25 protein-coding genes are annotated in these 22,924 nt (G+C 60.4%); 13 read left to right on the top strand and 12 right to left on the bottom strand.

Translation table 11 applies throughout. The features are described 5' to 3' along the window. Positions 1-8: 8 nt before the first annotated feature. Positions 9-1,019, top strand: a complete 1,011-nt coding sequence (gene glpX / locus FOT55_RS13355; protein ID WP_025304665.1) for a class II fructose-bisphosphatase — start codon at positions 9-11, stop codon at positions 1,017-1,019. Between the two features lie 40 nt (positions 1,020-1,059). Here the strand turns inward: glpX and tehA are convergent, their stop codons facing one another. Together tehA and emrD are read right to left on the bottom strand one after the other, a co-directional pair. Further along, positions 1,060-2,034, bottom strand: coding sequence for a dicarboxylate transporter/tellurite-resistance protein TehA (tehA, locus tag FOT55_RS13350; RefSeq protein ID WP_147823559.1), 975 nt, complete (start codon positions 2,032-2,034; stop codon positions 1,060-1,062). 135 nt (positions 2,035-2,169) lie between these two features. Further along, the gene (emrD, locus tag FOT55_RS13345) at positions 2,170-3,354 is read right to left on the bottom strand and encodes a multidrug efflux MFS transporter EmrD (RefSeq protein WP_096242678.1); all 1,185 of its coding nucleotides are present in this window, start codon (positions 3,352-3,354) and stop codon (positions 2,170-2,172) included. A gap of 297 nt (positions 3,355-3,651) precedes the next feature. On the opposite strand from emrD, the gene FOT55_RS13340 reads away from it, so the two are divergent. Continuing rightward, positions 3,652-4,263, top strand: coding sequence for a helix-turn-helix transcriptional regulator (locus FOT55_RS13340; protein WP_127146966.1), 612 nt, complete (start codon positions 3,652-3,654; stop codon positions 4,261-4,263). Between the two features lie 3 nt (positions 4,264-4,266). Further along, positions 4,267-5,013: a ferredoxin--NADP(+) reductase gene (gene fpr / locus FOT55_RS13335; protein WP_004931107.1), complete on the top strand. Its 747-nt coding sequence runs from the start codon at positions 4,267-4,269 to the stop codon at positions 5,011-5,013. An 11-nt stretch (positions 5,014-5,024) separates the two neighbouring features. On the opposite strand, the gene FOT55_RS13330 is transcribed toward fpr, so the two are convergent. After that, positions 5,025-5,444 (bottom strand): DUF805 domain-containing protein, encoded by a 420-nt coding sequence (locus FOT55_RS13330; RefSeq protein WP_016929710.1) that lies wholly within the window; start codon positions 5,442-5,444, stop codon positions 5,025-5,027. A gap of 199 nt (positions 5,445-5,643) precedes the next feature. Here FOT55_RS13330 and FOT55_RS13325 point away from each other — a divergent pair, with 199 nt between their 5' ends. Together FOT55_RS13325 and tpiA are read left to right on the top strand one after the other, a co-directional pair. Next, on the top strand, positions 5,644-6,228 hold the full coding sequence (locus FOT55_RS13325) for a DUF1454 family protein (RefSeq protein ID WP_025304668.1): 585 nt from the start codon (positions 5,644-5,646) through the stop codon (positions 6,226-6,228). A gap of 127 nt (positions 6,229-6,355) precedes the next feature. Continuing rightward, positions 6,356-7,123 (top strand): triose-phosphate isomerase, encoded by a 768-nt coding sequence (gene tpiA, locus FOT55_RS13320; RefSeq protein ID WP_004931113.1) that lies wholly within the window; start codon positions 6,356-6,358, stop codon positions 7,121-7,123. A 65-nt stretch (positions 7,124-7,188) separates the two neighbouring features. Here tpiA and FOT55_RS13315 read toward each other — a convergent pair whose 3' ends face one another. The 4 genes from FOT55_RS13315 to cpxP all read right to left on the bottom strand — a co-directional run bounded on the left by FOT55_RS13315 (position 7,189) and on the right by cpxP (position 11,070). After that, positions 7,189-8,178: a sulfate ABC transporter substrate-binding protein gene (locus FOT55_RS13315; protein WP_043140999.1), complete on the bottom strand. Its 990-nt coding sequence runs from the start codon at positions 8,176-8,178 to the stop codon at positions 7,189-7,191. A gap of 183 nt (positions 8,179-8,361) precedes the next feature. After that, positions 8,362-9,324: a 6-phosphofructokinase gene (pfkA, locus tag FOT55_RS13310; RefSeq protein ID WP_004931116.1), complete on the bottom strand. Its 963-nt coding sequence runs from the start codon at positions 9,322-9,324 to the stop codon at positions 8,362-8,364. A 231-nt stretch (positions 9,325-9,555) separates the two neighbouring features. Continuing rightward, entirely contained in the window at positions 9,556-10,458 is a 903-nt protein-coding gene (gene fieF, locus FOT55_RS13305) for a CDF family cation-efflux transporter FieF (RefSeq protein ID WP_025304670.1), read from the bottom strand. A 132-nt stretch (positions 10,459-10,590) separates the two neighbouring features. Further along, on the bottom strand, positions 10,591-11,070 hold the full coding sequence (gene cpxP / locus FOT55_RS13300; protein WP_004931122.1) for a cell-envelope stress modulator CpxP: 480 nt from the start codon (positions 11,068-11,070) through the stop codon (positions 10,591-10,593). A gap of 148 nt (positions 11,071-11,218) precedes the next feature. Between cpxP and cpxR the strand changes: the two genes are divergently transcribed. The 5 genes from cpxR (at position 11,219) to FOT55_RS13275 (ending at position 15,425) form a co-directional block, all read left to right on the top strand. Continuing rightward, positions 11,219-11,917 (top strand): envelope stress response regulator transcription factor CpxR, encoded by a 699-nt coding sequence (gene cpxR, locus FOT55_RS13295; protein WP_025304671.1) that lies wholly within the window; start codon positions 11,219-11,221, stop codon positions 11,915-11,917. Next, positions 11,914-13,308 (top strand): envelope stress sensor histidine kinase CpxA, encoded by a 1,395-nt coding sequence (gene cpxA / locus FOT55_RS13290; protein WP_015379421.1) that lies wholly within the window; start codon positions 11,914-11,916, stop codon positions 13,306-13,308. Before cpxR ends, cpxA begins: the two co-directional genes overlap by 4 nt. Before the next feature lie 43 nt (positions 13,309-13,351). Next, positions 13,352-13,825, top strand: coding sequence for a tRNA (uridine(34)/cytosine(34)/5-carboxymethylaminomethyluridine(34)-2'-O)-methyltransferase TrmL (gene trmL / locus FOT55_RS13285; protein WP_025304673.1), 474 nt, complete (start codon positions 13,352-13,354; stop codon positions 13,823-13,825). Between the two features lie 50 nt (positions 13,826-13,875). Beyond that, entirely contained in the window at positions 13,876-14,649 is a 774-nt protein-coding gene (locus FOT55_RS13280; RefSeq protein ID WP_060435276.1) for a CHAD domain-containing protein, read from the top strand. A 104-nt stretch (positions 14,650-14,753) separates the two neighbouring features. Next, a complete protein-coding gene (locus tag FOT55_RS13275; RefSeq protein ID WP_025304675.1) occupies positions 14,754-15,425 on the top strand; it encodes a DUF3313 domain-containing protein in 672 nt (223 codons plus the stop codon). Positions 15,426-15,486: 61 nt separating this feature from the next. Here FOT55_RS13275 and cysE read toward each other — a convergent pair whose 3' ends face one another. The 5 genes from cysE to FOT55_RS13250 all read right to left on the bottom strand — a co-directional run bounded on the left by cysE (position 15,487) and on the right by FOT55_RS13250 (position 18,673). Next, the gene (gene cysE, locus FOT55_RS13270) at positions 15,487-16,308 is read right to left on the bottom strand and encodes a serine O-acetyltransferase (RefSeq protein ID WP_025304676.1); all 822 of its coding nucleotides are present in this window, start codon (positions 16,306-16,308) and stop codon (positions 15,487-15,489) included. 106 nt (positions 16,309-16,414) lie between these two features. After that, entirely contained in the window at positions 16,415-17,434 is a 1,020-nt protein-coding gene (gpsA, locus tag FOT55_RS13265; protein WP_060448503.1) for an NAD(P)H-dependent glycerol-3-phosphate dehydrogenase, read from the bottom strand. Then, positions 17,434-17,904 carry a protein-export chaperone SecB gene (gene secB, locus FOT55_RS13260; protein ID WP_025304678.1) on the bottom strand — a complete coding sequence of 157 codons (471 nt, stop codon included), beginning with the start codon at positions 17,902-17,904 and terminating at the stop codon, positions 17,434-17,436. Before secB ends, gpsA begins: the two co-directional genes overlap by 1 nt. A gap of 57 nt (positions 17,905-17,961) precedes the next feature. Then, positions 17,962-18,210: a glutaredoxin 3 gene (gene grxC / locus FOT55_RS13255; protein WP_019452217.1), complete on the bottom strand. Its 249-nt coding sequence runs from the start codon at positions 18,208-18,210 to the stop codon at positions 17,962-17,964. Between the two features lie 28 nt (positions 18,211-18,238). Beyond that, positions 18,239-18,673, bottom strand: a complete 435-nt coding sequence (locus tag FOT55_RS13250; protein WP_016929700.1) for a rhodanese-like domain-containing protein — start codon at positions 18,671-18,673, stop codon at positions 18,239-18,241. 297 nt (positions 18,674-18,970) lie between these two features. Between FOT55_RS13250 and gpmM the strand changes: the two genes are divergently transcribed. The 3 genes from gpmM to FOT55_RS13235 are packed head-to-tail and all read left to right on the top strand — an operon-like array spanning position 18,971 to position 22,815. Then, entirely contained in the window at positions 18,971-20,515 is a 1,545-nt protein-coding gene (gpmM, locus tag FOT55_RS13245; RefSeq protein WP_147823558.1) for a 2,3-bisphosphoglycerate-independent phosphoglycerate mutase, read from the top strand. 9 nt (positions 20,516-20,524) lie between these two features. Continuing rightward, positions 20,525-21,859 (top strand): murein hydrolase activator EnvC, encoded by a 1,335-nt coding sequence (gene envC / locus FOT55_RS13240; RefSeq protein ID WP_147823557.1) that lies wholly within the window; start codon positions 20,525-20,527, stop codon positions 21,857-21,859. Positions 21,860-21,861: 2 nt separating this feature from the next. Next, positions 21,862-22,815, top strand: coding sequence for a divergent polysaccharide deacetylase family protein (locus tag FOT55_RS13235; RefSeq protein ID WP_025304681.1), 954 nt, complete (start codon positions 21,862-21,864; stop codon positions 22,813-22,815). The last annotated feature ends 109 nt before the right edge of the window (positions 22,816-22,924 follow it).

Genomic DNA, 22,924 nt, shown 5'->3' with positions numbered 1-22,924 from the left:
GGTTTGCCATGAAACGTGAATTAGCCATCGAATTTTCCCGCGTTACCGAAGCCGCTGCGCTGGCGGGCTACAAATGGCTGGGACGCGGCGACAAGAACGCCGCCGACGGTGCGGCGGTCCACGCCATGCGCATCATGCTCAACAAAGTGGACATCGATGGGCGCATCGTGATCGGCGAAGGCGAGATCGACGAAGCGCCGATGCTGTATATCGGCGAACAGGTCGGCAGCGGCCAGGGCGACGCGGTCGACATCGCTGTTGATCCGATCGAAGGCACCCGCATGACCGCCATGGGCCAGTCCAATGCGCTGGCGGTCTTGGCGGTGGGCGATCGCGGCACCTTCCTGCACGCGCCGGACATGTACATGGAGAAGCTGGTGGTCGGCCCGGCGGCGCGCGGCGCCATCGATCTCAATCTGCCGCTGGCGGAGAACCTGCGGAACGTCGCCGCGCGGCTGAGCAAACCGCTGTCACAGCTGACGGTCATCGTGTTGGCCAAACCGCGCCACGACGGCGTCATCGCGCAGATGCAGCAGCTGGGCGTGCGGGTATTCGCCATTCCTGACGGCGACGTGGCGGCCTCCATTCTCACCTGCATGCCGGAAAGCGAGGTCGATGTGATGTACGGCATCGGCGGCGCGCCGGAAGGGGTGATCTCAGCCGCAGTGATCCGCGCGCTGGACGGCGACATGCAGGCGCGTTTGCTGCCGCGCCATAAGGTGAAAGGCGACAGCGCCGAAAACCGCCGCATCGGCGAACAGGAGCTGGCGCGCTGCCGGGAAATGGGTATCGAAGCCGGTCAGGCGCTGCGTCTGGATCAGATGGCGCGCAACGACAACGTGATCTTCTCCGCCACCGGCATCACCAAGGGCGATCTGCTGGAGGGCATCAGCCGCCAGGGCAACATGGCCACAACCGAAACCCTGCTGATCCGCGGCAAGTCGCGCACCATCCGCCGCATCCGTTCAACCCACTATCTGGATCGCAAAGACCCGGCGCTGCACGAGTTTTTGCTGTAAGCCGGTAAGAGACCGCCCCCAGCCGCCGCTGAGGGCGGGTTCATCCCGCCACCGGCGTTTTGGCGGGCAGCAGTTTTCCGCGCAACAACAGCCACAGCGTCTTCGCCATCAGACCGATGAGCAGCAGGTTGGCCAACGCGAACAGCCCCCAGGCCAGCACTTGCATCTCCTCCCCGCGCTGGCTCTGCAGCAACCGCAGCGACGCGTTTGCCATCGCCGATAAGCCGAACGAGAAAGCCCACATGCCCGGGCTGAAGCCACCGGCAAAAAACCAACGCACCAACCGGGACATAAAAAACAGCTGCAGCAGGCCGTAGCCCAACAGGATTAAGGCGAACGTATCGAAGTCGTTGCCATTGACGCATAACCACGCGTAGCAGGCGACAAAGGCCGGAGCCAGCTGGATGCCGATAACGCCGCGGCCGGCGGCCGGCAGCGCGGCCTTTGTGCGTAGACGGTGGATGATGGCGGGTTCGAGGGTCAGCCATGAAATCAAACCGGCGCCAAGAAACATCATGCCGATATCAGGGTGGCCGGAGGTGCCAAACGCCATCGCGCAGATAAAGTTAGCGGCCACCGTCGGCAAGTAAAATCCCGGCGTCGTGGCCTCCGACGCGAACTCGCCGCGCCACAATGGCGCGCAGCGCCAAGCCGAGAAGATGAGCTGGCCGACGGAGCCCGCGACCATCAGCCCATTCGCCAGCGGCAGGCTGTAGGGATGCAGGCCGATGGACACCAGCACGCCGCCCGCCGGAAGCAGGCTGATAAAGCTGAACTGAGTATTGCTGCGAAACTCGTCACGCACCGCGCGTGAGTCTATCAGGCAACGGCAGAGATAGATCAGCGCCAGCGTCAGCCAGATGGCGCTGCCGAGAAAGATGAGCGACTCGCCCAGCCAGCCGGGGCCATAGCCGAGCGTGGCGGCGTATCGCCAGGCGCTGCCGAGGCCGAAAACCCCCAGAACCATCCCAAAGAAGCCGACGGGAACACGTTGAATGAACTGCAGTGATGACATAGCGAATAACCCGGAAAAACACTGTCGGTAAAGTGTATACCGATCGCCACAGCGCAGTAATAACCTGGGTCAAAACCGGCGGCATGACCTTAGCCGTCTTGCAGGACTAAGGTCAGCGCCGGCTCGGGAAGGGCGTTATGCGGTATGCCCCTGATGTTGCATCCGGTTGGACAGCGGCCACCAGCACAGCAGGATCAGCAGCGCCATCGCGAACATCAGCAATCCTAGGCTAAACTGCCCGGTTTGCGGCAGCATGGCGGAAAGCCAGGTCGCGAGCCCCGATCCCATATTCTGCATGCCGCCCACCAGCGCGCCCGCTGCGCCGGCCAGGTAAGGGAACGGCTCCATCGCCCCGGTGGTCGCCAGCGGGAACAGCATGCCGGCGCCGAAGAAGAACAGCGCGGCCGGCACGATCAGCGTCCAGATGTTCATCACGCCGAACCAGCCCGGGATCCACATCATCGCCCCCGCCAGCAGGCAGCTAATCACCGAATGCCACATCAGCGTGTGGAAGGTCTTGCCGTCACGCCCGGCGTACCAGGCGCCGAAAAACGCCGCCGGGATCGGCAGAATGAACAGGATGCTGACGGTCAGGCCGCTCAGCCCCAACACGCCACCCATCAACACGCCGCAGCTGGCTTCAAATACCGCAATCCCCGCCAGCGCGCCGATCAGCATCACCAGATAGCAACTGAAGGTGCTGTCGCTCAGCAGCTGGCGGAAACTGGCCAGCATGCGGCGTTTTTCAGTTTGCACCGGGCGGGTTTCCGGCAACCAACGGAACATCGCGAAGGCGACGCAGGCGCACAGCGCCAGCAGGAAGGCGTAACAGGCGCGCCAGCCGAACACCATCGCCAGCGCGCCGCCGATCACCGGCGCCAGCAGCGGGCTGACCAAAATCCCCATGTTCAGCAGGCTGTTGGCATAGCGCAGCGCGGTGCCGGCATACAGATCGCGCGGCATGGTGCGCGCCATCACGCCCGCCACACCGGTGCCCATCCCCTGGATGGCGCTGGCGGCGACCAGCATCGTCAGGTTGGTGGACAGCAACGCGCCCAGCGCGCCAACCAGGAAGATCATCATACCCGTCAGGATCACCGGACGACGCCCAATACGATCCGATATTGGCCCGTAAATCAGCTGGGAGAAACCGTAGGTTAGCAGATACGCCGCCATCACCCGTTGCACGGCGCCGGTACGAACCGACAGATCGTGGGCGATATCAGCAATCACGGGAACATAAATGGTTTGCGCCATCTGGCCGACGGCAACCAACAGGATAAGCATCACCAGCAGGTGAAAATTCTCTAGTTTTCTCATTATCTTCGTTAACGTTTCAACTCGTCACAGCGTCCCGGTATGGCCGTTGCAGCAGCCAGAACGGCGAGCAGCCCTCTATGGCGGCATAAACTAATCAAATCTGATTTTTTTAGCGAGTTTCAGGCAGATATTGATCCAGGTCACACTGGCAGCAAACCCGACCAGGCTCGTAAATTAAACTGTACGTCTAACGCTTTGGAGTTAAAAATAGCGCCCTTGCAGTAGCCGGGCTTTAGCATTTAATCGATAATTATTTTCATCAACTTGAAATAAAATAACACCATAGGGATTTGGTTCATGAAAACACCTGAGCTGATTTTATTGCAGTTAAAGGCTCTCGGCCCGCACTCGGCCAAAATGCTGGCGGAGCGTCTGGACATCACGCCGATGGGCATCCGACAACATCTGCAATCCCTGGAAAAACGTGAGTTGGTTTGTTACGAAGAAGCGCGCAGCAAGGTCGGCCGCCCGACGCGCTACTGGTCGCTGACCGAACGGGGGCACGCCTATGTGGCCGCCGATCAGGAGCGGCTGCGGGCATCCGCGCTGCAGCTGTTTGGCGGCGCCGGCGTGGAACCGTTGCTCAGCGCGCGCGAAGAGCAGCTTTATCTGCGTTACACCGAAGAGCTGTCCGCCGAACGCAGCCATCAGGACCGGTTAACCCGCCTGGTGCGTCTGCGGCAACACGACGGTTACATGGCAGAATTGCTCGACCATCCGCACGGTGCGCTACTGGTGGAAAACCACTGTCCGATCGGCGTGGCCGGTTCCAACTGCAGCAGCCTGTGCAATTCCGAACTGCAGCTGTTTCATCGCCTGTTCGGCAACGACTACCGGGTAGAGCGCACCGCGCACGCCATTTCCGGCTCACGACATTGTGCTTATTTGATTCGACCACGGGAGCTTTAGAGTATGGCTGAATGGGTAAACGGCAAAGTTACGCAGGTAAAACAATGGACCGACGGGCTGTTCAGCCTGGTGGTCAATGCCCCTATCGATCCTTTCACCGCCGGGCAATTCGCCAAACTGGCGCTGGAGATCGACGGCGAACGGGTGCAGCGCGCCTACTCCTACGTCAATGCTCCCGATGACGCCAACCTGGAGTTCTATCTGGTCACCGTGCCGGAAGGCAAACTGAGCCCGCGCCTCAATCAGCTGCGGCCAGGCTCGGACGTGATGGTGACCAAAGAAGCGGCCGGCTTCTTCGTGCTGGACGAGGTGCCCGACTGCGACACGCTGTGGATGCTGGCGACCGGCACCGCCATCGGCCCCTATTTATCGATTCTGCAGCAGGGCGTCGGCCTGGAACGCTTTAACAACCTGGTGCTGGTGCACGCCGCGCGTTTCGCGCGCGATCTGAGCTACCTGCCGCTGATGCAACAACTGCAGCAACGCTACAACGGCAAGCTGCGTATCCAGACCGTCGTCAGCCGCGAAGAAACACCCGGTTCACTGACCGGCCGCGTGCCGGCGCTGATCGAGGACGGCCGGCTGGAAGCGGCGATCGGCTTGACCATCGACGCCGAAACCAGCCACGTGATGCTGTGCGGCAACCCGCAGATGGTGCGGGACACCCAGCAAACGCTGAAAGACCACCGCCAGATGCGCAAACACCTGCGCCGTAAACCGGGCCACATCACCAGCGAACACTACTGGTAACCCAAAGGGGATCAGCGAAACTTCACCGGTTCGGCTTCCGGGCCGAACCGATTGTCTCCCGGCGTGCCGACGAAGGCGCCCAGATCGATCATCATCATCACGATAATCAGCGTCGGGATGAAACGCCCGACGCCCCATTGCCAGATCGGCGCCAGCATCTGCCAGTTCCCTGCCGCCAGCATCCACGCCAGGATCAGCAGCAGCGCCCACCAGCCGGCCTTGTTGCGATCGTGCAGGCGTTTGACCAGCACCGCCGCCGTCGGCCACAGCAGCGCCACGATAAAGAAGGCGATGGATTGGATGGCGATCAGCTGATAATTGGCCAGCGTAAACGCCGCCGCCATCAGCACCAACCACAGCCCCATCCAGATCCAGAAGTCGCGCCGCCCAATGCGACCCTTAAAAGAAAAACACCACTGTTGTAACGTCATCGATTCCTGCGCTCTAAGCCTGCCCATATTCTGCGCCGCAGTGTAACATAGGCGCTGCCGGGCCGAGTTTTCCGCCTCGCATAACGCGGTGCGCCGCACAGCTTTCTCGTCAGCGAACCGATAATGGCGTGGGATCTTTGACAAGCCCCGCGGGTTATCGCTTTAATCGGAGCCATCTTTGTCCTTGATGCCATACGCCATGCTGAGAAAAACCCTCGTTATCGCCTGCCTGCTGCAGGTGGCCGCCAGCGCCTGGGCCGATCCACCGGCCGCCGATGCGACGCCTGCCGCACCTTACCTGCTGGCCGGGGCGCCGACGTTCGATCTGACGGTGGTCAAATTCCGCGAAAAATACAATCGCGACAACCCGAAGCTGCCGATTGGCGAATTCCGCGCCATTCCCGCCACCGAAGACGATTCGCCGCTGCTGACGCGCGCCGCCAGCAAACTCAACGAAAACCTGTATGCCTCCACCGCGCTGGAGAAAGGCACCGGTAAAATCAAAACGTTGCAGATCACTCACCTGCCGCTGCAGCAGGCCAATGAAGAAAAAGCCGCGCGCGCCATCGCCATCAGCTACATGGCGGCGCTGATGCGCCAGTTCGAACCGGCGTTGACGGTGGAGCAGAGCCAGAACAAGGTGAACAGCCTGCTGGAAAAAGGCAAAGGATCGCGCTTTTACCAACAGCAGGTCGGCGCCATTCGCTATGTCGTCTCGGACAACGGCGATAAAGGCGTAACCTTCGCGGTTGAACCGATTAAGCTAGCGCTTTCCGAGCCGTAACGGCGCGGCATTTAATGACGAAAAGCAAAGCCTTCGCGCTTAATGATCTCTATACTGTTGGGCAGGTAAACTGCCGGTCCGGCAGTTGTCATTTCGACTCTCGCGTTCCCTAGTTGGAGGAAAAAACATGCGTCATCCATTAGTTATGGGTAACTGGAAGCTTAACGGCAGCACTCACATGGTCAACGAACTGATCGCCGGTCTGCGCAATGAGCTGAGCAGCGTTGACGGCTGTGGCGTCGCCATCGCCCCGCCGGTGATGTATCTGGATCAGGCCAAGCACGCGCTGGCCGGCAGCCGCATCGCGCTGGGCGCGCAGAACGTGGACGTTAACCTGTCCGGCGCCTTCACCGGTGAAGTTTCCGCCAACATGCTGAAAGACGTCGGCGCCCAGTACATCATCATCGGCCACTCCGAGCGTCGCACCTACCACAAAGAAAGCGACGAAGTGATCGCCGAGAAATTCGCCGTGCTGAAAGAAGCCGGCCTGATCCCGGTACTGTGCATCGGTGAAACCGAAGCGGAAAACGCCGCGGGCAAAACTGAAGAAGTGTGCGCGCGCCAGATCGACGCCGTGCTGAAAACCCTGGGCGCACCGGCGATGAAAGGCACCGTGATCGCCTATGAGCCGGTCTGGGCCATCGGTACCGGCAAATCCGCGACCCCTGCACAGGCACAGGCCGTGCACAAATTTATCCGCGATCACATCGCCAAACACGATGCCGCGGTTGCCGCTGAAATCATCATCCAGTACGGCGGTTCGGTGAACGACAAGAACGCCGCAGAGCTGTTCTCCCAGCCGGACATCGACGGTGCGCTGGTGGGCGGCGCCTCGCTGAAAGCCGACGCTTTCGCCGTGATCGTCAAAGCCGCTGCCGCAGCAAAAAAAGCCTGATTGCCCTAGGCTTGCCATAAAAAAACCCCGGCTTGCCGGGGTTTTTTATTGCCGCTCAAACGGCCTCAGCGTTTGCTTATTTCGTCGAACACGCCGCCGGTAGCGAAGTGCACCTTCTGCGCTTCGGTCCAGCCGCCGAAAGTGTCATCCACGGTGAACAACTTCAGCTGCGGGAACTGCCCGGCGAACTTGGCCGCCACCGCCGCATCGCGCGGGCGATAATAGTTCTGCGCCGCAATAGTCTGCCCTTCCGGTGAATACAGATACTTCAGGTAGGCGGTCGCCACGTCGCGGGTACCACGTTTATCGACGACCTTATCCACCACCGACACCGTCGGTTCGGCCAGGATCGATTCGCTCGGCGTAATAATCTCGAACTTGTCTTTGCCCAGCTCTTTCTCCGCCAGCAACGCTTCGTTTTCCCAAGCGATCAGCACGTCGCCGATGCCGCGCTCAACGAAGGTGTTGGTCGAGCCGCGCGCGCCGGAATCCAGCACTTCGACGTTCTTGTACAGGTTTTTGACGAAGTCCTGCGCCTTGGCCTTATCGTTGTTGTTGTGGTGCAACGCGTAGCCCCAGGCGGCCAGGTAGTTCCAGCGGGCGCCACCGGAGGTTTTCGGATTCGGGGTGATCACCGACACGCCCGGCTTAATCAAGTCAGGCCAGTCATGAATTTGCTTCGGGTTGCCTTTGCGCACCAGGAAGACGATGGTCGACGTGTAAGGCGCCGAGTTGTCCGGCAAGCGTTTTATCCAGTCTTTCTCAATGCGCCCGCGTTCGGCGATGGCGTCAACGTCATAGGCCAGCGCCAGCGTCACCACGTCGGCCTCGATGCCGTTGATCACCGAGGTCGCCTGTTTGCCGGAACCGCCGTGCGACTGTCGCACCGTCACCTTGTCGCCGGTTTCCGCCTGATAGTGCTTGCTGAATGCCGTGTTGTAAGCCTGATAGAACTCACGCGTCGGATCGTATGACACGTTCAGCAACTGAATATCCTTCGCCATGGCGCCGGACGCCAACAGCACCAATGTCAGACCTACACCCCATTTACGCATCGACAAGCTCTCCCAGAAAATTAACGCAACCTCAATCGGTTGATTTAGCATCAGAGCCTGCCAGAAACTTTCCCGGCAATTAAAGAATAAAAAATTTTGGGATAGATGATTCTGGAATATGTCGCCGACAAGCATAAAAAAGCCCCCGCAAGCGGAGGCTTTCGGCGCGCGGAGAGCGGCGAATCAGTACAGCTTTTTCGCCGTTTCCAGCCAGTCGCCCTTGAACGGACGCTTCATGTTTTCGATCGCGTCGATGATGTCGTGATGCACCATTTTTTCGTTCTGGATACCGACGCAGCGGCCGCCGTAACCCTGCAGCAGCAGTTCGATGGCGTAGGCGCCCATGCGCGAGGCCAGGATGCGGTCGTAGGCGACCGGTGAACCACCGCGTTGAATGTGGCCCAGCACGGTGGCGCGGGTTTCACGCTTGGTTTCCTGCTCAATGTGGCGCGCCAGCTCATCGATGTCGCAGATGTGCTCGGTGATCGCCACGATGGCGTGTTTTTTACCCTTGGCGATACCGGCTTTGATTTCGCACACCAGATCTTCGCGATTGAATTCGATTTCAGGCAACACGATGAATTCGCAACCGCCGGCAATCGCCGCCGCCAGCGTCAGATCGCCGCAGTAACGGCCCATCACTTCCACGATGGAGATACGCTGGTGCGACGAGGAGGTATCGCGCAGGCGGTCGATCGCTTCCACCACGGTTTCCAGCGCGGTGAAGTAACCGATAGTGTAGTCGGTACCGGCGACATCGTTATCGATGGTGCCCGGCAGACCGATGCACGGGAAGCCTTCTTCCGTCAGGCGTTTGGCGCCCATGTAGGAACCGTCGCCGCCGATCACCACCAGCGCGTCGATACCGCGATTCTTCAGGTTTTCAATCGCCTTGGCGCGCACGTTTTCATCCCTGAACTCCGGGAAGCGGGCCGAGCCGAGGAAGGTGCCGCCGCGGTTGATCATGTCGGACACGCTATAGCGGTCCAGCTGCTCCATGCGATCTTCGTACAAGCCAAGGTAGCCATCGTAAATACCAAAAACTTCCAGACCTTCTGAAAGCGCAGAACGCACAACGCCGCGGATTGCAGCGTTCATACCCGGCGAATCACCGCCGCTCGTCAGTACACCGATTTTCTTGATCATGACTACCTCTGAACTGTGTAGATGCAATTTCTTAAGAATTCTGTCTCCGCCGATCGTCTTGAAACCTCTCCGGCTGCAGAAAACCAGCTTTACGGCTTATTGCTGGATATTATATCAAAAACACCCAGCTGAATTGATTCAAGTCACGCAATATAACGGTAAAAACACCGCATGGCACGCTGAGCTAACTCAGATATTCATGATAATACTTCGCGCTATGCCTCTATCTGATTATAGCTCCCAATGCCCCTGCCTACCCGGCGGCACCACGGAGCACGGATCCAGGTGAATGATGACGTCCGCCCCCGCAAAACGGTGTCGCAACGCCTGTTCCACCTGATCGGCCAACCGATGCGCCTCACGCAGCGGCAGCGTATCTTCCATCTCCAGATGCAGCTGGATGAAACGCGTCGGCCCCGACTGACGCGTGCGCAGATCGTGCGCGCCTTTCACCCCGGGCCAGGAGGAAACCACCTCGATAATCGCCTGGCGTTCGTCATCCGGCAACGCCCGATCCAGTAGCGACTGCACCGCTTCGTAGCCCATGCGCAGCGCGCTATAGAGGATGTATACGCCGATGCCCAGCGCGAACAGCGCATCTGCCCGGTGGAAGCCGTACCAGCTTAGCCCAAGAGCGATAAGAATAGCACCATTCATCATGACATCTGACTGATAATGCAGCATATCTGCGCGCACCGCCTGGCTACGGGTTTTTCTGACCACCCAACGTTGATAGGTGACCAGAATCAGGGTACTGATTAACGCGATCACCGTCACGACGACCCCAACGCCGGGATCGCGCAGCGTTTGCGGCGCATACAGATGCTGGAAGCCGGTGAGGAACAGAAACAGGGCGGAGCCGGAAATAAACATGCTTTGCGCCAGCGCCGCCAGCGACTCCGCTTTGCCGTGGCCGAAGGTGTGCTCGGCATCGGCCGGCTGCAGCGAATAGCGCACCACCAGAAGGTTGGTCAGCGAGGCGGCGATATCGACCAACGAATCCACCAGCGCCGCCAACAGGCTGACCGAACCGGTGTGGTACCAGGCGACGATTTTGATCAACAGCAGCGACGACGCCAACGCAGTTGCGGCCAACGCAGCGGACTTTACCAGGCGAGCATAACGCTGTTCCATTAAGGGATCCCGGTCAAAAGGTGTGGCGCTCAATATAGCGAAATGTCGGATAAAAAAAACCCCGCCATCATGGCGGGGAAGACAGGGATGGTGTCTATGGCAAGGAAAAACAGGGGACTACTCAGTCGTACTTCACTTCTGGGCAGAAGCTTGCTGCAAACCAGAAATTTGTTGCTCCATCTGCTGCATACGCTGCTGATGTTTCTGGTCTAAAACACTTTTTTGCTCTGGCGTCAGCAGGTTATACATTTGGTTGCGCACCCGGGCCATTTCGACCTGGCGCTTGACCTGCTGTTGGGCCATCTTCTCCGCCTGGGCGTACACGGCGGCTTCGTCAAATTTCTCTGCGGTCACCAGTTTATGCATGGCTTCCATTTCAGCTACATTGACACCAGGCAGATCGTGCCGGGCCTGGCGCATCAAATCGCGCATTTGCTGGCGCTGCTGTTCGCTGAGGCTGACACCGTCGAACATATGGTGCTGGCCGGGTATTCGGGTCATCGCGTCGTTGCCGGGAGGTTGGGCTGTGTCCGGTATAGTGTCGGCAGCGAAGGCAGCGGTCGAACCAATTGCCAGCAGTGATGCCATAACTAATGCGGTCACCTTACGCATTTCAACTCCTCAAGCTTTCTCACTTTGCGAATCAACGAGGAGCAGTGTACCGCTACACCTGAAAACCTGCGTCAGTGCATGTAAAACTACGTAAAGTCATGGAATGGCAACAGTTGATGACGTATTTTGCGTCTGGAGGTAAATCATAATGAACAAGATTCTGTTAGTTGACGACGACCGCGAGTTGACCTCGCTGTTAAAAGAACTGCTTGAAATGGAAGGTTTTAATATCGTCGTCGCGCACGATGGCGAGCAGGCGTTGTCGCTGCTGGACAGCTCCATCGATCTGCTGCTGCTCGACATCATGATGCCGAAGAAAAACGGCATCGATACGCTGAAAGAACTGCGCCAACATCACCAGACACCGGTCATCATGCTGACCGCGCGCGGCAGCGAACTGGACCGCGTGCTGGGCCTGGAGCTGGGCGCCGATGATTACCTGCCGAAACCCTTCAACGATCGCGAGCTAGTCGCGCGTATTCGCGCCATTCTGCGCCGTTCCAACTGGAGCGAACAGCAGCAGCAGGTCGACAGCGGCGCCCCGACGCTGGATGTCGATGGCCTGCAGCTGAATCCCGGCCGCCAGGAGGCCAGCTTCGACGGCCAGGTGCTGGATCTGACCGGCACCGAGTTCACCCTGCTTTACCTGCTGGCGCAGCACCTCGGGCAGGTGGTATCGCGCGAACTGCTGAGCCAGGAAGTGCTGGGCAAACGCCTGACTCCGTTCGATCGCGCTATCGACATGCACATCTCCAACCTGCGGCGTAAGCTGCCGGATCGCAAAGACGGGCATCCGTGGTTCAAAACCCTGCGCGGGCGTGGTTATTTGATGGTATCTGCAACATGATCAACAGTTTGACGGCACGCATCTTCGCCATTTTCTGGTTTACGTTAGCCCTGGTGCTAATGCTGGTGCTGATGGTGCCCAAGCTCGACTCCCGCCAAATGACCTCGCTGCTCGACAGCGAGCAGCGGCAGGGGTTGATGCTGGAACAGCACGTCGAGGCCGAGTTGCAAAACGATCCGGCCAACGATCTGATGTGGTGGCGCCGCCTGTTCCGCGCCATCGACAAATGGGCGCCGCCGGGCCAACGCCTGTTGCTGGTCACCAGCGAAGGCCGGGTGATCGGCGCGCAGCGCAACGAAATGCAGATCGTCCGCAACTTCATCGGCCAATCCGATAATTCGGATCATCCCAAGAAGAAAAAGTACGGCCGCGTCGAGCTGGTCGGGCCGTTCGCGGTGCGCGACGGCGAAGACAACTACCAGCTGTACCTGATCCGTCCCGCCAACAGCCCGCAATCCGATTTCATCAACCTGATGTTCGACCGGCCGCTGCTGCTGCTGATCGTCACCATGCTAATCAGCGCCCCGCTGCTGCTGTGGCTGGCCTGGAGCCTGGCGAAACCGGCACGCAAGCTGAAGAACGCCGCCGATGACGTGGCGCGCGGCAACCTGAAGCAGCATCCGGAACTGGAGGCCGGCCCGCAGGAGTTCCTGGCCACCGGCGCCAGCTTCAACCAGATGGTCAGCGCGCTGGAACGCATGATGAACGCCCAGCAACGGCTGATCTCGGACATCTCGCACGAGCTGCGCACGCCGCTGACGCGCCTGCAGTTGGCCACCGCGCTGATGCGCCGCCGCCACGGCGAAGGGCACGAACTGGCGCGCATCGAAACCGAAGCGCAGCGGCTGGATTCGATGATCAACGATCTGCTGGCGCTGTCGCGCGGGCAGCAAAAGGGCGAGCTGGCGCGCGAGCAGTTGAAGGCCAACGAACTGTGGGCCGACGTGCTGGACAACGCCCGTTTCGAAGCGGAACAGATGGGCAAACAGCTGGAGATCGCTGCGCCGCCAGGTCCGTGGACGCTGTTCGGCAACGCGAGCGCGCTGGACAGCGCGTTGGAAAACATCGTGCGCAACGCCCTGCGGTATTCACACACCCGCATTGCCGTGGCGTTCAGCGCCGACAATCAGGGCGTGACCATCCAGGTTGACGACGACGGCCCCGGCGTCAGCGCCGAAGACCGCGAGCAGATCTTCCGTCCGTTCTACCGCACCGATGAAGCGCGCGACCGTGAGTCCGGCGGCACCGGCCTCGGCCTGGCGATCGTCGAGGCGGCGGTCAACCAGCATCGCGGCTGGGTGAAGGCCGAAGACAGCCCGCTTGGCGGCCTGCGGCTGGTGCTGTGGCTGCCGCTGCATCATCAACGCCTATCGTCTAAGACAGAACAGTAAGAGTTTGCTATCCTGCGCCCCTCGTTCACGAGGGGCCTGCAACATGCTGAACATCGTTTTATTTGAACCCGAAATTCCACCCAATACCGGCAATATCATCCGCCTGTGCGCCAATACCGGCTTTAATCTGCATCTGATCGAACCGCTGGGTTTTCCGTGGGACGACAAACGCCTGCGCCGCGCCGGGCTGGATTACCATGAGTTCACCCGCGTCCACCGTCATGCCGACTACGCCGCTTTTCTCGCCGCCGAAAATCCGCAGCGGCTGTTTGCCCTCACCACCAAGGGCACGCCGGCGCACAGCGCCGTCAGCTACCAGGCCGGCGACTACCTGCTGTTCGGTCCGGAAACGCGTGGATTGCCTGCCGACATCCTCGATGCGCTGCCCGCGCAGCAAAAAATCCGCATCCCAATGCAGGCGCAAAGCCGCAGCATGAACCTGTCGAATGCCGTATCGGTGGTGGTGTATGAAGCCTGGCGGCAGTTGGACTATGCCGGCGCGCTGATCAAAGCGTAATCCGCGACGACGCGCCATACTGGAAGGGTTAACCTCTCCAGATACGGCACATGGCTTTCATCGCAGATATTGTTACCCAGCTTCGCCGGCTCGAATCGGCGCTGAACGAGGCGCTGTTGCGGCTGCAACAGGCGCAAGACACCGAGGCGCTACACGACTTGCGCGTCTGCCTGCGCCGCATTCGCAGCCTGCTGCGTCCGTTGCGCGGCTGCCCCGGCGCAACGCGGCTCGATCGGGCCGCCGCCGAGTTGGGCAAGCTCACGACGCCTCTGCGCGATCTCGAGGTGCTGATCGTCGAATTGGCGCACCATCGCCTCGATTGGCAGGCCAACGTGCGCCAAAGCGATTTTCAGGCCCGCTGCCGCCAACTGCTCGCCAACCCGCTGCTCATCAGCTTCCCTTCGCTATTGCACGCCTGGCCGCACCGCTTTCGCCGCATCGCGCAGCGCCCCGCCAAACACCGTGTGAACCGACGCCTGCAGCGCCAGCAGCGGCAATTGCGCAGGGCGTTGGCTGATACCGGCTACGATCGCCACCGTCTGCGGCTGCTGGTCAAACGCCTGCGCTACGCGGCCGAAGCCTACCCGCAACGCCTCCCCCTCTCTCCCGCCGCAATGGCGGGCCTGAAAGCGGTGCAAAACGCCCTCGGCGATTGGCACGACCGGGAGGTCTGGTGCCTGCAGGCAGAACATCAGGCGGATCTCTGGCCCTTGTTGCCCCGATGGCAAGCAGAGCAACACCAGGCGCTGGCCAGAGCGGGCATCTTGCTCGTTGCCTTATCACCCGCACTGGTGGTGAAAACCGGCGGCGCATCACGATCCTGAAAAAAGGCCGCAGCAGGGCACGCCCGGCCCCGAAAATGCCCGATGAGGCGCAGATAATGCGCTATGTTTTGTAAGGGTAATCACCACTCATCATAGGAAACCACATGAAAAAACAACGCTTGAGCGTTGCCATGGCCGTTCTGGCAGCGGGCCTGTTGCTGGCGGGCTGTTCGTCCAAAGTCACCCAAACGTCGCAATATTCGGGCTTCTTGTCCGATTACAGCAAACTGCAGGAAACCACCTCGCCAAGCGGTCATAAAACGCTGCGCTGGGTAGATCCGAGCTACAAGGAATCCAACTATCGCGGTATCTATTTCCAACCGGTGGTCTATTTCCCGGCGGAGAAACCCACGGCGCGCGTCAGCCAGGACACGCTGAACAAGATTAAGGCCTACGCGACCCAGCGAATCAAAACCGCGCTGCAGAACCGCTTTACCATTCTGCCAAGCCCGACGGGCTCGCGCGTTCTGGTGGCCAAACTCGCCATCACCGCCGTTTCGGCCGAAAACGAAGACATGAAGTTCTATGAAGTGGTGCCGGTCGCTGCAGTGGTTGCCAGCACCATGGCGGCTACCGGGCACCGGACGCAAAATACCGCGCTGTATATTGAAGGCGAGTTGATCGACCAGGATACCGGTAAAACGGTGATGGAAGTGGTACGCAAGGCCTACGGTAAAACCGTCAACAACGACAGCACGCCGGTCACGGCGGATGACGTCAAGGCGGCGATCGACGACATCGTTACCGATATCACCCAGTTCCCGAAACAGGGCTGACCGCCGCCTGAAAAACACAGGGGGAGCCAAAGCTCCCCCTGAATGGATACGCAAACGGCGTTCAAATGCCGTCGCCGTACTCGAAACCGTGGTTGGTACCGTTGAAGTATTGGTCCATATCCATCGACGGCGTATCGCTCTCCGGCCGCCCGACGATGCGCGCCGGCACCCCGGCGGCGGTGGTATGCGGCGGCACCGCCTGCAAAACCACCGAACCCGCGCCGATCTTCGCGCCCTTGCCCACTTCGATATTGCCGAGAATTTTGGCGCCGGCGCCAATCATCACCCCTTCGCGGATTTTCGGGTGACGGTCGCCGCTGGTTTTACCGGTACCGCCGAGCGTGACCGACTGCAGGATAGAAACGTTGTTCTCCACCACCGCCGTTTCACCGATCACGATGCCGGTAGCGTGGTCAAGCATGATGCCGCAGCCGATGGTCGCCGCCGGGTGGATGTCCACGCCGAAGGCGACGGAAATTTGATTTTGCAGGTAGATAGCCAGCGCTTGCCGCCCTTGCTGCCACAGCCAATGGCCGATGCGGTAAGCCTGCAGCGCATGGAACCCTTTGAGGTAAAGCAGCGGCGTGGAGTATTTATCGACCGCCGGGTCGCGCAGCCGCACCGCGAGGATATCGCGCGCCGCCGAAACGATCATCTGATTGTCGGACTTGTAGGCCTCTTCCACCACCTCGCGCACCGCGATGGCGGGCATGATCGGCGTCGCCAGCTTGTTGGCCAGCATATAGCTGAGCGCGCTGCCCAGATTCTCGTGCTTGAGCAACGTCGCATGGAAAAAGCTGGCCAGCATCGGTTCACAATCAGCCAGTGCTCGCGCTTCTGATTTAATGCTGTTCCAGACCTGTTCCAACTCTTCTGACGACATCACATACCCCTTTGCCTTGCCAAACGGGCCGTTTCACACGGTAGCGCGGAGCGGCCCAGGTCATTTGCGGGGTCAGCATTCCGCTGCCCCGACATATCGTTTTATGTCACGCGCTGGGTTTTTCGTCCTTTCGGGCTCGCCCCAGCAGGCTCAGCGCCGCTTCGCGGGCGTCTTTATGGCAGTAAAGCACCTGATAAATCTGTTCGGTGATCGGCATTTCCACGCCGTGCCGCTGCGCCAGCGCCAACACCTCTTTGGTATTGCGATAGCCCTCGACCACCTGACCGATGCTGTCCTGCGCTTCCTGCACGCCTTTACCTTGCCCCAGCATAATGCCGAAGCGGCGGTTGCGCGATTGGTTGTCCGTGCAGGTTAGCACCAGATCCCCCAGCCCCGCCATGCCCATGAACGTCGAAGGATCGGCGCCCAGCGCAGAACCCAGACGGCTCATTTCCGCCAGCCCGCGCGTAATCAACGCGGTGCGGGCGTTGGCGCCGAAACCGATGCCGTCGGACATGCCAGCGCCGATGGCGATCACATTCTTCACCGCGCCGCCAAGCTGCACGCCGATAAAGTCGGGATTGCTGTAGACGCGGAAGCTCTTGCCGCAGTGCAACAGCTGTTGCAGATCGTCGGCGAACTGCGCATCGGTCGCCGCCAGCGCGATCGCCGTCGGCAGACCGGCGGCCAGCTCTTTGGCGAACGTCGGCCCGGAGAGCACCGCCAGCGGGATCGCCTCGCCCAACGCCTCACGCGCCACGTCCTGCAGCAATCGCCCGGTTTCCGCTTCCAACCCCTTGGTGGCCCACACGATGCGGGCGTCCGGGCGCAGATGCGGCTTCAGTTGACGCAGCACGTCGCCAAACACGTGGCTTGGCACCACCACCAGCACGTCGCGGCTGGCCGCCAGCGCACGCGCCAAATCGGCCTCAAGCAGCAGGGTATCGGGGAAAGGAACGTCGGGCAGAAACGCCTGATTGCAGCGATCTTGCTGCAACGTTTGAATTTGCGCGGGGTTGTGCCCCCACAGCACCACGGCATGGCCGTTACGCGCCAGCGTAATGGCCAATGCGGTGCCGTACGAGCCGGCACCGATAACAGTCATTGAAGCATTGACGGTGTTCATCAGGCATCCTGATGTGGTGCGGCACCTTCGCCTTCCGCCTGCTGCTGCAGATAGTTCATGAACAGCGCGTCAAAGTTGACCGGTGCCAGGTTCAGCTGCGGGAATGTACCGCGGGAAACCAGGCTGGTGATGCACTCGCGCGCATACGGGAACAGGATGTTCGGGCAGTATGCACCCAGGCAATGCGCCAGCTGCGTGCCTTCGATACCTGCTACCGAGAAGATGCCCGCCTGTTGCACTTCGCACAGGAACGCGGTCTCTTCGCCCAGGCTCGCCGTCACGGTTACGCGCAGTACCACTTCATACACTTCGTCAGCCAGCTGGCTGGACGCGGTATCCAGATCAAGTTTAACTTCCGGCTGCCATTCCTGCTGGAAAACCTGCGGCGCGTTCGGCGCTTCGAAGGAGATATCCTTGGTATAGATACGTTGGATCTGGAAAGCCATTTCGGTGCTGTTTTGTTCTGACATGTGAGTAATACCCTTGGTTAAACGTCCTTATTGACACTCGGTGAGCCGGCAAGCTGCTTAAAGCAGCGGATCCAGGCCGCCGCGAGCATCGAGTTCATATAAATCATCACAGCCGCCGATATGCCGGCCATCGATGAAAATCTGCGGCACGGTGGTGCGCCCACTGCGCTCGATCATCACTTCGCGCTTGGCGCTATCGCCGTCGATGGCGATCTCGTTAAACGCCGCGCCCTTGCTGTTCAACAGCGCCTTGGCGCGATGGCAGAACGGACAGGTCGCTTTGGTGTAGATATCAATGTTAGCCATGGATTGCCACCTCAAATAGGTTAAACGGTTACTTACCGCGCACCAGCGGCAGGTTTTCTCCGCTCCAGCCGGCGATGCCGTCTTTCAGCATCGTCACCTTTTCAAAACCGGCCTTGCTCAGGTTCTCCGCCGGCTCGCGGGAGGCGGTGCCGTTGGCGCACACGACGATGATCGGCTGCGCTTTGTGTTTTTCCAGCTCGCCCAGGCTGCCGCTTTTGATTTCGCTGGCGGTCAGGTTGATGGCGCTGGCCAGGTGACCACGGCGGAAATCGTCGCGGCTGCGGGTGTCGACCACCACGGCTTCTTCTTTGTTGATCAGGCGGATAGCTTCACCGCGAGCGATCTCTTTGACCTTGGAGAAACGGCTTTTGAAGGTCATGACGATCACGGCGACCAGCAGAGCGATCCAAGCCAGGCTCAGAATCGGGTGTCTGCTTACGAATGGCATAATTTCTTGCAGCATGGGGTGTAACAACTCCCGTCAGTTAAGGGATAAATAAGTCAAGGTTCCAGAGTATACCTGCCGAGTGCGGCAAATACAGCCAATAAGCAAGCGCGATTGTAGAAACTGCGGGCTGCGCTGAGAAATTCCCGAGGTCAGAGCATAAAAGCCCGCGCGATTCGCCGCAACCTTGATCTCTTTGGGCTATTTCTCGCCGGCGGCGATGTAAAATCAGCCGGTTTTTCGAGGGCGAACAGCCATGCTTGCGGCGGGCGCATGGCTATTCGCAGCTTAAAAAGTTCATAAGAGGTCAATGCAATGTCGAGCAACAAAAAACCGATGGTACTGGTGATCCTGGACGGTTACGGCCACCGTGAGGAGCGGCAGGACAACGCGATCCTGAACGCCGGCACCCCGGTGATGGACCGTCTGTGGCGGGAGCAGCCGCATACGCTGATCGCCGCCTCCGGGCTGGATGTCGGCCTGCCCGACGGCCAAATGGGCAACTCCGAAGTCGGCCACGTCAACCTGGGCGCCGGGCGCATCGTCTACCAGGATCTGACCCGGCTGGACAAAGCGATCGCCGACGGCGAATTCTTCGCCAACCCGGTGCTGACCGCCGCGGTCGATAAAGCCGTAGCGGCCGGCAAGGCGGTGCATATCATGGGCCTGCTGTCGCCGGGCGGCGTGCACAGCCACGAAGAGCACATTCTGGCCATGATCAAGCTGGCCGCCCAACGCGGCGCCAAAGCCGTTTATCTGCATGCCTTCCTCGACGGGCGCGACACGCCGCCGCGCAGCGCCGAAGCCCCGCTGCAACGCTGCCGCGACGCCTTCGCCGCGCTGGGCGTCGGGCGCATCGCCTCGCTGATCGGCCGCTACTACGCGATGGACCGCGACAACCGCTGGGATCGCGTGCAGCTGGCCTATGACCTGCTGACCGCGGCCAAGGGCGACTACGTGGCCGACGATGCGATCGCCGGCCTGCAGGCCGCCTACCAGCGCGGTGAAAACGACGAGTTCGTCAAACCGACCGTCATTCGCGCCGCCGGTGAGGCCGATGCCGCGATGCAGGACGGCGATGCGTTGATCTTCATGAACTTCCGCGCTGACCGCGCGCGCCAGATCACCCGCGCTTTCGTGAACGCGGATTTCGACGGTTTCCCGCGCGCCAAGCGGGTGCAGTTCGGCGATTTCGTGATGCTGACCGAGTACGCCGCCGACATCGCGACCGCCTGCGCCTACCCGCCGGCGTCGCTGGCCAACACCTTCGGCGAATGGCTGATGAAGCACGACAAAACCCAGCTGCGCATCTCGGAAACCGAAAAATACGCCCACGTCACCTTCTTCTATAACGGCGGCGTGGAAGCGCCGTTCAAAGGGGAAGACCGCGTGCTGGTCAATTCGCCGAAGGTCGCCACCTACGATCTGCAGCCGGAGATGAGCGCCGCCGAGCTGACCGACAAACTGCTGAGCGCCATCCGCAGCGGCAAATACGACGCCATTATCTGCAACTACCCGAACGGCGACATGGTGGGGCATACCGGCGTGTATGAAGCAGCGGTCAAAGCGGTGGAGACGCTGGATGCCTGCATCGCCCAGGTGGTTGACGCGGTGCGCGACGTCGACGGCCAACTGCTGATCACCGCCGATCACGGCAACGCCGAGCAGATGCGCGATCCGGCCACCGGCCAAGCGCATACCGCCCACACCAGCCTGCCGGTACCGCTGATTTACGTCGGCAAACCGGCACGGGCGGTCGAAGGCGGCAAGCTTTCGGACATCGCGCCAACCCTGTTAACGCTGATGGGAATGGAAATCCCGCAAGAGATGACTGGTAAGCCGCTGTTCATCGTGGAATAATCCTTCTCCATGAGGGAGAAGGCGTTTTTTGCACTATCAAGGGTAACCCGAAGCGCAAACGCAGGCAGCCGGCCGCTGCCTGAACGCACCGCGCCAAGGACGTTCACCGCCATGTGCGCCAGCGTATTTTGCGCTGGCGTCTTGCTGTTGCCGCTCGCCGGCCAGGCGGCGGAAGACAATAAATCCCAGCTGAAAGACATCCAGCAGAGCATCGCCGAGAAAGAAAAAGCGGTGAAGCAGCAGCAGCAGCAGCGCAGCTCGCTGCAGGATCAGCTGCGTCAGCAGGAAAAAACCATCGCCCAGGCCAGCCGCCAGTTGCGCGACACCCAGGGCACGCTCACCCAGTTGAGCAAGGATATTTCCGGCCTGAACGCCTCGATAACCAAACTGCAAAAGCAGCAATCGACCCAACAAAACCTCCTCGCCAAACAGCTCGACGCCGCCTTCCGGCAAGGGCAGCACAGCGCCGTGCAGCTGATCCTCAGCGGTGAAGAAAGCCAGCGCAGCGAACGTATTCTGGCCTATTTCGGCTATCTGAACGAAGCGCGCCAGAAAACCATCGAAGAGCTGAAACAGACCCGCGCCGAGCTGGCGAAGCAAAAAACCACGCTGGTGGCCAAACAGGGCCAGCAAAAATCCTTACTGAGCGAACAACAAACACAGCAGCAGAAGCTGGAGCAGGCGCGCGGCGCCCGCAAGAAAACGCTGACCGCGCTGGAAGCCTCGCTGGAAAAAGACCAACAACGCCTGGTGGAACTGCGCCAAAACGAAGCCCGCATGCGCGACAAGATCGCCCGGGCGGAGCGCGAAGCCCGTGCGCGCGCCGAACGCGAAGCGCGTGAAGCGGCCAAAGTGCGCGAACAGGTGCGCATCAAGGAACAGCAGGCGAAGAAAACCGGCACCACCTACAAACCTAGCGAAGCCGATCGCTCGCTGATGGCGCGCACCGGCGGTCTCGGTCGTCCGGCCGGCCAGCTGATGTGGCCGGTACGCGGCCGCACGCTGCACGGCTTTGGCGAACAGCAGCAGGGCGAACTACGCTGGAAAGGCATGGTGATTGAGGCCCGCGAAGGTAGCGAAGTGAAAGCCGTCGCCGATGGCCGCGTGCTGCTGGCCGACTGGCTGCAAGGCTATGGCCTGATGGTGGTGGTCGAACACGGTAAAGGCGACATGAGCGTGTACGGCTACAACCAAAGCGCGTTGGTCAACGTCGGGGCGCAAGTGCGCGCCGGCCAGCCGATCGCTCTGGTCGGCACCAGCGGCGGCCAGGGAACGCCGTCGCTCTATTTCGAAATCCGTCGTCAGGGACAGGCGGTTAACCCACTGCCGTGGTTGGGAAGATAGATTTGCACTATGTCAAAACCCGTACAGCTCTGTTAATAGGCTGTCTGCTGCAGGTTTACGCTGCGCAGGCAGGAAAACTCTCCATCGTCATCGATGACGTGGGCTACCGCCCTCACGAAGAAAACGCAGTGCTGCAAATGCCGACGGCGATCTCGGTTGCGGTATTGCCCAACGCGCCGCATGCCCGCCTGATGGCCACTCGCGCCCACAGCCAGGGCCGCGAAGTCTTGATCCACATGCCAATGGCGCCGCTCAGCAAGCAGCCGCTGGAGCGCGATACCCTGCAGCCTGCCATGAGCGGCGACGAGATCCAGCGCATCATCCGCAACGCGGTGAACAATGTGCCTTACGCGGTCGGCATGAACAACCACATGGGCAGCGCCATGACCTCCAGCCTGCCGGGCATGCAGAAAGTGATGCAGGCGCTCGAAAGCTACCGCCTGTACTTCCTCGACAGCATGACCATCGGCAACAGCCAGGCGACCCGCGCCGCGGCCGGCACCGGCGTGAAAGTGATCAAACGCAAGGTGTTCCTCGACGATACCGCGAACGAAGCCGACATCCGCCGCCAGTTCAATCGCGCGGTTGAATTGGCGCGGCGCAACGGTTCCGCCATCGCCATCGGGCATCCACGTCCGGCGACGGTGAAGGTGCTGCAGCAGATGCTGCCGTCGCTGCCCGCCGATATCGTGCTGGTCAAACCGAGCGCGCTGCTGAACGAACCGCAGGGCAACGGCGGCGGCAGCTACGTCCCGCCGCCGGTCAAACCGCAAAAACCGCAGCCGAAAAATCCGTTCAGCGGTGGCATCAAACAGTGCAAGGTCAAACCGCCGAAGGAAAAAGCCAACGCCGGCACCGCGCTGGGCGTCATCGCCGACAGCATAGCCACCTCGCCGCCGGTGACCTTCATCAAGCGTCATTGGCAACACTGGACGCAAGCCAAACCGCAAGCATAAAAAAGGCCGGAATTCCGGCCTTTTTCACGTCTGTGACCCGTCCTGAATAGCGTTGACACATTTTACTCACGCACAGAGGAAAATGTGATGAACCAGTATATTAAACGCA

This window comes from Serratia bockelmannii, from assembly GCF_008011855.1.
In the GTDB taxonomy this organism is placed as follows: Bacteria; Pseudomonadota; Gammaproteobacteria; order Enterobacterales; family Enterobacteriaceae; genus Serratia; species Serratia bockelmannii.
Note: the sequence above shows the minus strand (reverse complement) of the source record. Positions and strands in the feature narration are given on the sequence as shown.

Bases quoted from the DNA above. Each gene is read 5' to 3' on its own strand.
- secB (WP_025304678.1), bottom strand. From the start codon at position 17,904: ATGTCAGAACAAAACAGCACCGAAATGGCTTTCCAGATCCAACGTATC.
- pfkA (WP_004931116.1), bottom strand. From the start codon at position 9,324: ATGATCAAGAAAATCGGTGTACTGACGAGCGGCGGTGATTCGCCGGGT.
- FOT55_RS13280 (WP_060435276.1), top strand. From the start codon at position 13,876: ATGGCTTTCATCGCAGATATTGTTACCCAGCTTCGCCGGCTCGAATCG.
- tpiA (WP_004931113.1), top strand. From the start codon at position 6,356: ATGCGTCATCCATTAGTTATGGGTAACTGGAAGCTTAACGGCAGCACT.
- grxC (WP_019452217.1), bottom strand. From the start codon at position 18,210: ATGGCTAACATTGATATCTACACCAAAGCGACCTGTCCGTTCTGCCAT.
- cpxR (WP_025304671.1), top strand. From the start codon at position 11,219: ATGAACAAGATTCTGTTAGTTGACGACGACCGCGAGTTGACCTCGCTG.
- FOT55_RS13275 (WP_025304675.1), top strand. From the start codon at position 14,754: ATGAAAAAACAACGCTTGAGCGTTGCCATGGCCGTTCTGGCAGCGGGC.
- glpX (WP_025304665.1), top strand. From the start codon at position 9: ATGAAACGTGAATTAGCCATCGAATTTTCCCGCGTTACCGAAGCCGCT.
- FOT55_RS13250 (WP_016929700.1), bottom strand. From the start codon at position 18,673: ATGCTGCAAGAAATTATGCCATTCGTAAGCAGACACCCGATTCTGAGC.
- trmL (WP_025304673.1), top strand. From the start codon at position 13,352: ATGCTGAACATCGTTTTATTTGAACCCGAAATTCCACCCAATACCGGC.
- fpr (WP_004931107.1), top strand. From the start codon at position 4,267: ATGGCTGAATGGGTAAACGGCAAAGTTACGCAGGTAAAACAATGGACC.
- gpmM (WP_147823558.1), top strand. From the start codon at position 18,971: ATGTCGAGCAACAAAAAACCGATGGTACTGGTGATCCTGGACGGTTAC.
- FOT55_RS13325 (WP_025304668.1), top strand. From the start codon at position 5,644: ATGCTGAGAAAAACCCTCGTTATCGCCTGCCTGCTGCAGGTGGCCGCC.
- fieF (WP_025304670.1), bottom strand. From the start codon at position 10,458: ATGGAACAGCGTTATGCTCGCCTGGTAAAGTCCGCTGCGTTGGCCGCA.
- cysE (WP_025304676.1), bottom strand. From the start codon at position 16,308: ATGTCGTCAGAAGAGTTGGAACAGGTCTGGAACAGCATTAAATCAGAA.
- emrD (WP_096242678.1), bottom strand. From the start codon at position 3,354: ATGAGAAAACTAGAGAATTTTCACCTGCTGGTGATGCTTATCCTGTTG.
- FOT55_RS13340 (WP_127146966.1), top strand. From the start codon at position 3,652: ATGAAAACACCTGAGCTGATTTTATTGCAGTTAAAGGCTCTCGGCCCG.
- cpxP (WP_004931122.1), bottom strand. From the start codon at position 11,070: ATGCGTAAGGTGACCGCATTAGTTATGGCATCACTGCTGGCAATTGGT.
- tehA (WP_147823559.1), bottom strand. From the start codon at position 2,034: ATGTCATCACTGCAGTTCATTCAACGTGTTCCCGTCGGCTTCTTTGGG.
- gpsA (WP_060448503.1), bottom strand. From the start codon at position 17,434: ATGAACACCGTCAATGCTTCAATGACTGTTATCGGTGCCGGCTCGTAC.
- FOT55_RS13315 (WP_043140999.1), bottom strand. From the start codon at position 8,178: ATGCGTAAATGGGGTGTAGGTCTGACATTGGTGCTGTTGGCGTCCGGC.
- FOT55_RS13330 (WP_016929710.1), bottom strand. From the start codon at position 5,444: ATGACGTTACAACAGTGGTGTTTTTCTTTTAAGGGTCGCATTGGGCGG.
- envC (WP_147823557.1), top strand. From the start codon at position 20,525: ATGAGGGAGAAGGCGTTTTTTGCACTATCAAGGGTAACCCGAAGCGCA.
- cpxA (WP_015379421.1), top strand. From the start codon at position 11,914: ATGATCAACAGTTTGACGGCACGCATCTTCGCCATTTTCTGGTTTACG.